The 11,827-nt window shown below is 67.2% G+C and carries 9 protein-coding genes; 1 reads left to right on the forward strand and 8 read right to left on the reverse strand.

What is annotated here, in order from left to right; genetic code table 11:
- Positions 1-172: 172 nt before the first annotated feature.
- The 8 genes from mraY to ACWKY3_RS09465 form a co-directional block, all read right to left on the reverse strand.
- On the reverse strand, positions 173-1,219 hold the full coding sequence (mraY, locus tag ACWKY3_RS09430; RefSeq protein WP_449316150.1) for a phospho-N-acetylmuramoyl-pentapeptide-transferase: 1,047 nt from the start codon (positions 1,217-1,219) through the stop codon (positions 173-175).
- Position 1,220: 1 nt separating this feature from the next.
- Positions 1,221-2,726, reverse strand: coding sequence for a UDP-N-acetylmuramoyl-tripeptide--D-alanyl-D-alanine ligase (locus tag ACWKY3_RS09435; protein ID WP_449316151.1), 1,506 nt, complete (start codon positions 2,724-2,726; stop codon positions 1,221-1,223).
- 1 nt (position 2,727) lies between these two features.
- Positions 2,728-4,236 carry a UDP-N-acetylmuramoyl-L-alanyl-D-glutamate--2,6-diaminopimelate ligase gene (locus tag ACWKY3_RS09440; protein ID WP_449316152.1) on the reverse strand — a complete coding sequence of 503 codons (1,509 nt, stop codon included), beginning with the start codon at positions 4,234-4,236 and terminating at the stop codon, positions 2,728-2,730.
- Between the two features lie 7 nt (positions 4,237-4,243).
- On the reverse strand, positions 4,244-6,061 hold the full coding sequence (locus tag ACWKY3_RS09445) for a peptidoglycan D,D-transpeptidase FtsI family protein (protein WP_449316153.1): 1,818 nt from the start codon (positions 6,059-6,061) through the stop codon (positions 4,244-4,246).
- A 106-nt stretch (positions 6,062-6,167) separates the two neighbouring features.
- Positions 6,168-6,632, reverse strand: coding sequence for a cell division protein FtsL (locus ACWKY3_RS09450; protein ID WP_449316154.1), 465 nt, complete (start codon positions 6,630-6,632; stop codon positions 6,168-6,170).
- A gap of 61 nt (positions 6,633-6,693) precedes the next feature.
- Positions 6,694-7,650, reverse strand: coding sequence for a 16S rRNA (cytosine(1402)-N(4))-methyltransferase RsmH (rsmH, locus tag ACWKY3_RS09455; RefSeq protein WP_449316157.1), 957 nt, complete (start codon positions 7,648-7,650; stop codon positions 6,694-6,696).
- An 18-nt stretch (positions 7,651-7,668) separates the two neighbouring features.
- Complete coding sequence (locus tag ACWKY3_RS09460) at positions 7,669-8,118, reverse strand: division/cell wall cluster transcriptional repressor MraZ (RefSeq protein ID WP_449316155.1); 450 nt, start codon at positions 8,116-8,118, stop codon at positions 7,669-7,671.
- A gap of 1,049 nt (positions 8,119-9,167) precedes the next feature.
- The gene (locus tag ACWKY3_RS09465) at positions 9,168-10,070 is read right to left on the reverse strand and encodes a site-specific tyrosine recombinase (RefSeq protein WP_449316158.1); all 903 of its coding nucleotides are present in this window, start codon (positions 10,068-10,070) and stop codon (positions 9,168-9,170) included.
- A 317-nt stretch (positions 10,071-10,387) separates the two neighbouring features.
- Here ACWKY3_RS09465 and ACWKY3_RS09470 point away from each other — a divergent pair.
- Positions 10,388-11,827 (forward strand): DUF1846 domain-containing protein (locus tag ACWKY3_RS09470; protein ID WP_449316156.1); only part of this gene is annotated, 1,440 nt, incomplete at its 3' end.

Below are 11,827 nucleotides of genomic sequence, written 5' to 3' on the forward strand. Positions count from 1 at the left end.
GGCCGGCGTGCGCGCGCCGGCCGCCACAGCCAGCGCGCGCACGCGCCCGCCCAGAAGCGGCAGGCAGTAGTCGACCACGGCCCGCCCGCTTTTGCCCAAGCCCAAAACGAGCACGCGCCCCAAACGGCGCGGCGCGTGCTTCCTTCCCGCTATGAGATCGACGCCCGCCACGCTACGCCACCGCCATGAGCGTCTCGGCGAAGTAGAGCGAGAAGCCGCACGCGGCCAGCACGCCGGATACTATCCAGAAGCGCACGACCACCTTCGTCTCGCTCCAGCCCTTCTTCTCGAAGTGGTGGTGCAAAGGCGCCATGAGGAAAATGCGCTTGCGCGTCTTTTTGTAATAGAGCACCTGGATCATGACCGACAGGGCCTCGGCCACGAACAACCCGCCTATGACGAGCACGATGAACTCGGACTTCGTGAGCACAGCGAGGCACCCCAGCGACATGCCGAGCGCAAGCGACCCCGTGTCGCCCATGAAGATGTCCGCAGGAAACGAGTTGAACCACAGAAAGCCTATGCACGCGCCCGCCAGCGCCGCGCCGAAGATGGCCGACTCCAGCATGTCGGAGCGGTAGGCGATGGCCGCCATGACGATCATCACGATCATGACCGTGCCCGCCGCCAGCCCGTCCAAGCCGTCGGTCAGGTTCACGGCGTTGCACAGCCCCACCAAAAGCACGTTGACGAACACAAGGTACACCCACGGGATGGACACGCCCTCTCCCACGGGCACCACCGTGGTCAAAACGCCCATGTCGATGGTGCACAGAAACGGTATCTCCACCGTCGGCTCGATGCTCAGCAGGTTGACCGCCACCAGGCAGAACACCGTGGCTATGGCGAACTGCCCCACAAGCTTGGCCTTGGGGGTAAGCCCCAGCGAGCGCTCCTTGACCACCTTCGAGGCGTCGTCGACAAGCCCCAGCGCGCCGGTGAGCACGCAAGCCCCCAAAAGGGCGAGCATCTCCGGCGTCGGCTTGCCGACGATCAGGGCGACCACGATAACCGCCACCAGCATGACGACGCCGCCCATGGTGGGCGTCCCCTGCTTGACCAAGTGGCTCTCGGGGCCGTCGGCGCGCACCTGCTGGCCGATGTGGCTCGACTTCAGAAACCGGATCCAAGCGGGCATGAGCGCGATGGTCGCCACGATGGCCGCCACGATGGCCACGAACACCAAAAACGTCGGATATTGCGCGAATACAGTGAGCATGTCAGTTAACCAATCCTTCGACCACGCGTTCAAGCCCCATGAGGCGCGACGCCTTCACCAGCACGGCGTCCCCCGGCTCCACGCACACGTCCAGATCCCCCAGCGCCTCGGACAACGTCGAGGCGCGCACGATGCGCCCGGCGTCCATGCCGGCGCGCTGCGCGGAGTCGGCGATGATCCGGGCAAGCTCGCCCACGCACACAAGGCGGTCGAGCGGCAGCGCGGCGGCGTGCTCGCCCACGCCCGCATGGCAGGCGGCCGCGAAATCGCCAAGCTCGCCCATGTCGCCCAGCACGGCGATGCGCTTCCCCGGCACATCGAGCGCGCAGAAGGTCGTCAGCGCGGCGCGCATGGAGTCGGGGTTGGCGTTGTAGGCGTCGTTGACCACCGTGAAGCCCCCGCGGGCGCGCAGCACCTCCTGGCGGCCCGCTTCGGGAAGCGCGCCCGCGAGCGCGCCCGCGATGGCGGCGAGGTCCATGCCGAAGGCGCGCCCCACCGCAGCCGCCGCGCAGGCGTTGGCCACGTTGTGCGCGCCTCGCAAGCCGAGCGCGCAGGCGCAGCGCTCAACCGCCAGGTCGTCCGGCGCATCGGGCGGCCAGCCCTCCGAGAAGCCGCGGGCGCACAGCGTGAAACGCGGCCGCCCCTGCTCGTCAAGCGACACGTCCTCGGCCCACACGGCCGGCCGGCGCCGCCAATCCGAAACGCCGCATCCTGCAGCGTCGTAGGCGCCCGATCCGTCGAAGCACACGACCGTGCTCGGCCACCTCTCCAAGTCGGAGCATTCGTAGACGAAGTCGGACAGATCGTCGGCCCCGTTCCGAAACGCCATGCCCGACGCGGCGGGCAGCGCGAGCAAAAGCTCGGCCTTGGCGCGCGCGATGTTCTCGCGGCTGCCCAGAAGCTCTATATGGCTCTCGCCCACGTTGGTGACCACGCCCCAGTCCGGGCGCGTAAACGAGCACAGCTGCGCTATCTGGCCTGCGCCGCGCATGCCCATCTCCACCACCACAGCCTCCGTCTCCGGCTCCGCGGAAAGCAGCGTCTTGGGCACGCCCAACTCGTTGTTCTGGTTGCCCTCGGTGGCCACCACGGTGTGCGCCGCGGCCAGCACGTCGCGCACGAGGTTCTTCGTCGTGGTCTTGCCCACGGATCCGGTGACGCCGATCACGCGGCCCTTGAGGTGTCCGCGCCACTCGCGCGCCAAATCGGTGATCGCGTGCGCCGTGTCGGGAACCTCGATGACGGCCGCTCCCAGCTCGCGCGCGAGCGCGAGCACCTCGGCGGGAAGCGGCTGCATGACAAGCGCGCACACAGCGCCCGCGCGCAGGGCCGACGCCACGAAGTCGTGGCCGTCTGCGCGCGCGCCCGGCAGCGCCACGTAGACGTCGCCCGCGCGCGCCTCGCGCGAATCCCAGGCAAGCCCCGTGGCCAGCACGCGCGCGTCCACCGGCTCCACCGCGTACTGCCCGCCCGTGCACGCCGCTATCTGCTTCGCGTTCAGACGCATGCTAGCGTCCCTCCTCGGCTCCCGTCGGGGCCGCGCCGAAGGCGCGCCTCAGCTCCTCCGCGGCCACCACGCGGTCGTCGAAGGAAAGCACCTTGTCGCCCACCAGCTGGTAATCCTCGTGCCCCTTGCCCGCGACGAGCACCGAGTCCCCGGGGCGGGCCAGCGCGATGGCACGAGCGATGGCCGCGCGGCGGTCAGGCTCGACGTCGAAGCGGCCCTCGCCCGCGCCCATTCCGCTCACGATGTCGGCGATGATGGCGTCGGGGTCCTCGGTGCGCGGGTTGTCGCTCGTCACCACCGCATGGTCGGCCGCGAGCGCCGCCTTGCCCATGATGGGGCGCTTGCTGGCGTCGCGGTCGCCGCCGCATCCGAACACGCAGATCGTGCGGCCGGGCGTGAGCGATTTGATGGACGAGAGCGCCTTTTCCAGCGCGTCGGGGGTGTGCGCGTAGTCCACGAACACGCTCACGCCGCCCGCGTTCGGCGCGCCCACCCGCTCCAGGCGCCCGGGGATCTGCGGGGCGTCCTTAAGCGCCTCCACGATGACCTCCGGCGAAAAGCCCAGCTGCAGCCCTATGCCGAACGCGCACATGACGTTCTCCACGTTGAAGCGGCCCACCAGCGGGTAGTCGAACGCGTAGCGGGCGCCGCGCACGTCGAGCACGACGGAGGTGTGCGTGGGCGCGTAGGTCGCCTCCACGGGATGGATCTGGGCGGACGGGTCGAAGCCCGTGGTCACCACGCTGTCCTCGGCCACCGAGCAGCGGCGCAGAAGCTCGCGGCCCCACTTGTCGTCGATGCAGATGACGCGGCGGGCCGGGTAGTCCTTGGAGAACAGGCGCGCCTTGGCCTCGAAGTACGCCTCAAAGGTGTGATGGTAGTCCAGGTGGTCCTGCGTGAGGTTGGAAAACGCCGTGACGGCGAAGGCGGTGCCCCACGTGCGCTCCAGATCGAGCGCGTGCGAGCTCACCTCCATGGCCACCACGTCGCAGCGCGCCTCGCGCATGCGCGCGAACAGCTGCTGCAGATCGGGCGACTCGGGCGTGGTGTGCGCCGATTTCTCCTGGATGTCGCCCACGCGCACGCCCACGGTGCCGATGACCCCCGTGCGCTTGCCGGCCACGCGCGCGATGTGCTCCACGAGGTAGGTGGTGGTGGTCTTGCCGTTCGTGCCCGTGATGCCCACGAGCGAGAGGCCCTGCGACGGGTGGTCGTAGAAGTTGGCGGCCGCCACGGCCATGGCCTTGCGCGTGTCCTTGACCACGACCTCGGTCACGTCGGTGGCGTCGGCCAGATACACCTTGCGCTCCACCACGAGCACCTTCGCGCCGCGGTCGATGGCGTCCTGGGCGAAAGAGTGCCCGTCGGCGGAAAAGCCCACGATGCAGAAGAACGCATCACCCGGCCGCACCCGGTCGCTGCGGTAGGCGATGCCGCCCACCTCGTCGTCGGGGTTGCCGATGACGGTGCAATCGATGCCCTCGAGCAGTTCGGTACAGGTCTTGCCCATGGCTTCCTCACTCCGGATGGATGTTGAATCGGTCGATAGCAGTTGACATTATATCCTTAAACATCGGCGTGACCACGCCGTCGGTGGGAACCTCGTTGGCGGCCACAAAACAAACCAACTGGCTTGACGAGTCGGCCAGAAAACCGGTGAACGCCAAATTGTACACGCCCTTGCGGTACCCGCCGTTCTCCTCGTCGTATATCTCGGCCGTGGAGGTTTTGCCGGCCACGTTGAACCCCTCGATGGCGGCCTGCTTGCCCGTGCCGTCGGTCACCACGGTCTTGAGCATGCTCGTGATGTCCTCGATGGCCTCTTTGTTCTCTATCACGTCCTCGGTGGCGTACTCCGCCACCTCGCCGCTTTGGGGCTTGGATATCAGGAAGTGCGGGGTGCATTCCACGCCGTCGTTCACAAGCGCGCCGTAAAAGCGCGTGATCTGCAGCGGCGTGAGCGAGATGCCCTGGCCGAAGCTGATGTTGTACATACCCACGGTGGACAGGTCCTCGGGGTCGGCCAGCGAGCCTAGGATGTCGGTGCCCTGCTCGCCCTCGCCCGGGTAGTCCACGCCCGTCTTCGAGTGCAGGTTGTACTCGAGTATCTTGCTGTGGAGCATCGAGAAGCCCATGCGCTCCATGGCCAGCGATATGCCGATGTTGGAGGACTGGTCCAGTATCTCGCGCAGCGTGTAGGTGGCGTCTCCGCGCTCGTGCGCGTCGGTGATGGTGTAGCCGTCCGCCGTGATGGAGGCCGGGCAGAACAGCTCGGTGTCCGGGGACATGGTGCCCGACTCCAAAATGGCCATGGTGGTCACCGATTTGAAGATGGACCCCGGCTCGAACAGGTCGGTGACCGCCTTGAGCTTGGTGGCGCCCTCCTTGACCTCGGAGCGGTCGGCGGGGTTGAACAGCGGAAGCGACGCGGCCGCGTATATCTCGCCCGTGCCCCCGTCCATGACGATGGCGCTGCCGCCGTTGGCGGTCATGCCCTTCTCGTCGGCCGTGAGCCGCTCCTCCACGTACTGCTGCAGCTCTATGTCGAGCGAGATGATGATGTCCTGGCCGTCCACGGCCTCCTTCGACTCGTTCTTGCCCCCGGGGATGGGCGTGCCGTCGGACCCCGTCTCCATGCGGGTGTAGCCCGCCTCGCCGGACAGGATGTCGTCGTAGTACAGCTCCAGCCCCGATATGCCCGTGTAGTACTCGCGGTTGTTGTCCTGGTCCACCTCCAGGTTGCAAGCGCCTATCACCTGGCCGCCCACCTGGCCGTTGGGATACTCGCGCTTCCATTCGGCCTTGCAGTGGATGCCCAGCGACGCGCCCTCGTGGGCGCCGCCTGTCGCCGTCAGCTCGGCGACAGCCTCCTCCATGCGCTCGCCCACCTCGGCGTCCGCCTTCTCCTTGATCTCGGAGTAGCGGGTGTTGCCGGCCGTGACGGCCTCCAGGTAGTCGGACTTGCGCCCGCCCAGCACGTCCACGAGCACCTGGGCGGTGGTATCGGGGTCGTCCACCTCCGCGGGATCGACGTAGATGGTGGACGCTTCCACCGAGGTTGCCAGCACCACGCCGTTGCGGTCGTAGATGGTTCCGCGACGGGGCTCGTCCCAAGAATAGGACATGCGCGCGCGCTCGGCTTTGCTCGCCAGGTCGGGGGCGGCTATCGCCTGCAGGTACACAAGGCGCAGCGAGAGCAGCGCGGCCACGACGGCGAACGCCACGATGGGCCAGAAGACGCGGTTGGAATCGGGGACGAGGGGCTGGGCGGAGAAGCGGGGGGCCTGCGAACGACGGGGGCGCTGCGAACCTTGTGCGCGCTGCGTTCGCGCCACGCGGTGGCGGTCGGCCGAACGCGTGCGGCGCGCCGATGCGCGGGAGCTTCCCCGGCCGGGGGAACGCCGCTGCGCACGCGGCGTTTCGTACCTGTCGGCCACGGCGCTACGCCCCGGCGCCAGATGCGGCAGCCACGCTTCCAGACAGCGAGAGCGCACCGTCGTCGTCGGCGGTCACAACGTCTTCCTCCAGCTCTATGACGCCCACGGACGCAGGCGCGGCCATGCCGAGATCGGCGGCCTGCTGCTTGAGCTTCGTGGGATTGGAGAGCGTGCTTTGCGACACCTCCAGCGACGACCCCGTTGCGCGGGCCTCGGATATCTGTGCGGAAAGCTGGGCGGACTGGGCCGAGGCGGAGAAGGCGGCGGACACCAGCCCGATGCGCGCGAACGCCACGATGGAGAGCACCACCAACACCACGGCCACTGCTTTCGCCGCGAGCACGACGCTCGGGGAGAGGGAGGAGGGCTGCGTGCGCACGCCGCGACCAGGAAGCACGCTGATGCGCTCGCGCGAGTCGCGCTCCGCAGCGCGCTCGGGATAATGAGAGTATGCGGGAACCGCGCTCATGCCCCACCCCCTTTCTTCGTTTTCGGCTGGCTGTGCGGGTGGCCGTGCGCTTTTTTCGCTTTCAACGCTTCCGCGCGACGCGCAGCTTGGCGCTGCGGGCACGCGGGTTGCGGTCTATCTCTTCTGCGGCCGGCAGCACCGGCTTTCTGGTGACTATGTCGAGTATCGGCTCTTTGCCGCACACGCACACCGGAAGGTCCGGCGGGCAGGTGCAACGGTTGGCGAACGCCTGGAACGCCTCCTTGACGATGCGGTCCTCCAGGGAGTGGTAGCTGATGACCGCGAGCGTGCCGCCGGGGTTGAGCCAGCGGACGGCCGCGTCCAAGCCGCTCCGAAGCGCGTCAAGCTCGCCGTTCACCTCTATGCGCAGCGCTTGGAACGTGCGCTTGGCCGGATGCCCTCCGGCGCGGCGAGCCGAGGCCGGGATGGCGGCCTTGATGATGTCCACGAGCTGCCCGCTCGTCTCCACCGGGGCCGTCTGCCGCGCTCGCACGATGAACTCCGCTATGCGGCTCGCCCATCGCTCGTCCGAGTAGGCACGGATGATCCGAGTGAGATCTGCTGCGTTGTAGGTGTTGACGATCTCTGCTGCGGTCAGGGTTTGTTTGCCCGGATCCATCCGCATATCAAGAGGGCCGTTCTCCTTGAAGGAGAAGCCTCGAGACGGCGTGTCTATCTGCACCGAGGACACCCCGAGGTCGAACAAAAACGCGTCGACGCCGGGAACCTCCGCGCCAAGGAGCGCTTCGTCCAGGTCCTTGAAGTTGCCGCGCACCAGCTCGAGGCGCGGGCAGGCGTCATCGGGCAGCGTCCCGAGTTTGCGACGGGCGGCGGCCAGCGCTACCTCGTCCTGATCGATGCCGATGAGCGTGCCCGCGCTCCCGATGAGCTTGGCCGCTTCGAAGGAATGCCCTGCCCCGCCGAGTGTTGCGTCCACGAATGTGTGCTGCGGTTTGAGGTTCGAGTATTCGAGGCACTCGGCGAGCAGGACGGGTGTGTGCCGATATTCTTCTGTCACTTCGCTCACGCCTTATGATCAGTCGAACAGAAGGCCGAGGTCGGTGTCCTCGTCCACCCGATCGTAGCGCTTCGCGTCCCAGATCTCGAAGTAGCCCGTGTTCCCCACGACCACGACGTCCTTCTCTATGCCCACGGCCTCGCGCTGCTCCGCCGATATCATGATGCGGCCGGACGCGTCCACGGACACGTCGGCGGCGCGCGCCTTCAGCTTGCGGCGCAGGCGAACGTGGAGGTCGTTCGTGCGGTCGTACTTCTCGAACTTGTCCTCGAACACGCCCGCCACCCAGTCGTTGAACGCCTGGGGCTCGAACACGTAGAGGCACTCGTCCTTGGGGTTTCGGGTCACCACCAGATCCGTCGAAAGCACCTTGCGAAACGACGACGGAAGGGACATGCGGCCCTTGGCGTCCACCTTGTGGCGGTACGCGCTGTTGAGATCGACGACCTTTTCGGTGTCTTCGGCCATTCCGTCCTTCCCGCCACGCTTTCCGCGCGGCCCTTCGATGGATGAAATTTTATCCCACTTTGCCCCACTTCGCAACAAATTATGCTTCTTCATCCCATCCGAAGCCTTTTGAAACCCCCCGGTTGACGCGCCGTCGAATCGGGCGCGCAATCCGCCCGACAAAGCTCGGCTAGATGTTGCACAAAGGGTGCGCCGAGGCACAAGATATGGACGAGGCATGCGGTGGCGCGTCGTGGGAGCGAATTATGCGGAATATGTGTCAGAGCGCCAGCGTGGGCGAAAACGGACCCTTCCGCCCGCATCGCTCGCAGCCCGCGAAAACGCCCGCGCGCGCCCCACGCCCTCCCACGGCCCACCCCCGCGCGCCCCACGCCCTCCCACGGCCCACCGCCGCACGCCCTACAACCCGCCGCCGCGCGCCCTGCGGCCTCCCACGATCCATCGCCGCGCGTCTCGCCACCTCCTGCGGCCCCCAGCGGCGCACTCCGCAACTCCCCAGGACCTTCGCAGCCTGCCGCCGCGCGTCCTGCGGCTCCTCGCGGTCTTCGCAGTCCGCCGCCGCGCGTCCTGCGGCTTTCGCGGTCCGCCCCCGTCCGCCCCGCGAACCCTCTAGCGCACCGCCTTGCATTCTGCGAACCGGCAACCCGTACGAATGTTTCACGTGAAACATCGCGGAAGCAATCGGAAACAACCGATCAGCCGCCTCGCGATCATCGCCGGCATGCGCTGGAACGGCAATGATGCGCCGCCGTCCGCCGGCAGTCGAGGCAAAACGCCCCTCGAGCGCCGGCACGCAGTGTTTCACGTGAAACATTCGTACGTGTTTGCGGCATGCGAAGGGCAGGGACCCTGCGCTGTGAGCGGACGCAGAGCCAATCGCAAGCAGACGATCCCGATGCGCGGAAGAGAAAGGCGGACCCGAAAAGGCGCCCGGAAAGCGAGGGCGGCGAGCGGCGAGCGCGCACGGGTGGCCGGTAACGGGCGGTGGGCGCGCACGAGCGGGCGATGCGCGGCAAGCAGACGCCTTCTCCGGGCGTCGGCGCGGGCCTTTAACTATAATTATTTTTATTGTATTTTACGCGCGGGTGGAACGCCAGGTACTCTTCGCGCATGTGGGCGCGGCTGACATGGGTGTATATCTGGGTGGTCGAGATGTCGGAGTGCCCCAGTATCTCCTGGATGACGCGCAGGTCGGCGCCTCCCTCCAGCATGTGGGTGGCAAAGGAGTGGCGCAGCGTATGGGGGTGGAGGTTCTCCACGCCGATGGCGAGGCCCGCCTTCGCCACGATGGCGTGGACGCTCTGCCGCGTCAGGCGCCCGCCGCGCGCGTTCAGAAACACTGCGGACGTGGCCTTCGCGTACGGCTTCTCCAAGCCGGGGCGGCCCCGCTCAAGATAATCCCCCAGCGCCTGAAGGGCGGTGCCCGAGATGGGCGACACGCGCTCCTTGCCCCCCTTGCCCACGATGCGCAGATACCCCTCGTCAAGCATTGCGTCGGCCAGGTCCAGCCCAACGCACTCGCTTGCGCGCAAGCCGCAACCGTACAGCACTTCGAGGATGGCCCGGTTGCGCAGCGGCGCGGGCGCGCGCTCCACCGGAGCATCCAGCATGGCCGCCACCTGGGAGGCGCTCAGCACATCGGGCAAGCGATCGGGAACCTTGGGAAGCGGAAGGCTGTCGGTGGGATTGCGGCGCGCATGGCCCTCGCGCACGAGGAAGCGATGAAAGCCCTTGAGCACCGACGCGTGGCGATCAACCGTCGAGGCCGCGTAGCCGCGATCGAACAGCTCCGCCTCGTAGGCCGCCACGGTCGCGCGGTCCACCTCCCCCGCATCGTCAATGCCCCTCGCCTCCAAAAACGCCGCGTAGTCGCGCAGATCGGCCTCGTAGGCGGACACGGTCAAAGGCGAGCTTCCGCGCTCGATGCGCAGGTAAGACACGTACTCTTTCATCTGCTCGCGCACAAGCCCCCTTCCCTCGCCTGCCGCCTCCGTCCGCCGGCGGCGCATCCGCCGCCGATACAGCATACCAGTTGCGCCGGCCTTCGGATCGGACGATTTCGCGGGCCGGCGCATTGCCGGCAAGGCGGGCGAAGCGGGTCCTCGGCTGCGGGTTCTCGGCTGCGGGAGTCTTCGGATCGGACGATTTCGCGGGCCGGAAACATCCTCGGCATCAAGTAGGATATAATCGATGCCGGTGCGCCGGCCAGGCCGGAGAGGCACGCTGCGCACCCCTTCGCACCGTCTTGAGAAAGGGGCACCGTCAACCCATGCGCATCGGATTCGACAACGAGAAGTACATCGAGCTGCAAGCCGAGCACATCCGCAACCGCATCGAGCAGTTCGGCGGCAAGCTCTATTTGGAGTTCGGCGGCAAGCTGTTCGACGACTACCACGCCGCGCGCGTGCTGCCGGGGTTCGAGCCCGACTCCAAGATCCGCATGCTCAAGAGCCTGGCCGACGACGTGGAGATCATCATCGCCATCAACGCCAACGACATAGAGAAGAGCAAGGTGCGCGGAGACCTCGGCATCACCTACGACGAGGACGTGCTGCGCCTCATGGACATATTCCGCTCCATGGGATTCGCCACCACCGGCGTGGTGATCACCCACTACGCGAACCAGCCCTCGGCCGGCGCGTTTCGCAAGCGCCTGGACAGCCTGGGGATCAAAAGCTACCTGCACTACCCCATATCCGGCTACCCTTACGACATCGACCACATCGTGAGCGAGGAGGGCTACGGCAAAAACGAGTACGTGGAGACGACGCGCCCGCTGGTGGTGGTGACCGCCCCCGGCCCCGGATCGGGCAAGATGGCCACGTGCCTCTCGCAGCTCTACCACGAGCACGCGCGCGGCACCGCGGCCGGCTACGCCAAGTACGAGACGTTTCCCGTGTGGAACCTGCCGCTCAAGCACCCCGTGAACATAGCCTACGAGGCCGCCACGGTGGATTTGGACGACGCGAACACCATCGACCCGTTCCATTTGGAAGCCTACGGCGAGACGACGGTGAACTACAACCGCGACGTGGAGATATTCCCCGTGCTCAAGGCCATGCTGGAGAGCATCTCGGGCGAAAGCCCCTACCAGTCGCCCACCGACATGGGCGTGAACATGGCCGGAAACGCCATCGTGGACGACGAGGCCGTACGCGAGGCCGCCCAAATGGAGATCGTTCGCCGCTACTTCCAAACCGCCGTGGAGGTGAAGCGCACCGGGGTCGGCCACGAGCAGCTGGAGAAACTCGAGCTGCTGATGAACCAGGCAGGCGTGAACGCGGGCCTCTCCCCCGCGCGCTCGGCCGCGCTGCTCAAGGAGGAGACGACCGGCGGTCCGGCCGGCGCCATGGTGCTGCCCGACGGCAGCGTGGTGACGGGCAAGACCTCCGCCCTTCTAGGCGCGGCGTCGTCGCTGCTCATGAACGCGCTCAAGGGCGTGGCGGGCGTCGACGACGACAAGAACGTGCTCACCGACGAGGCCATCACCCCCATCTGCCGCCTCAAAACCGAGCAGCTGCACAGCCGCAACCCCCGCCTGCACTCCGACGAGACGCTCATCGCGCTGTCCATCAGCTCGGCCACCGACGAATCGGCCGCGAAGCTCATCGAACACGTGAACGACCTGCGCGGCTGCGACGCGTTCTTCAGCGTGATCCTGTCGGCCACCGACGAGAAGCTCTACCGCACGCTCGGCATCAACGTGTGC

Source organism: Rubneribacter sp., assembly GCF_965361815.1.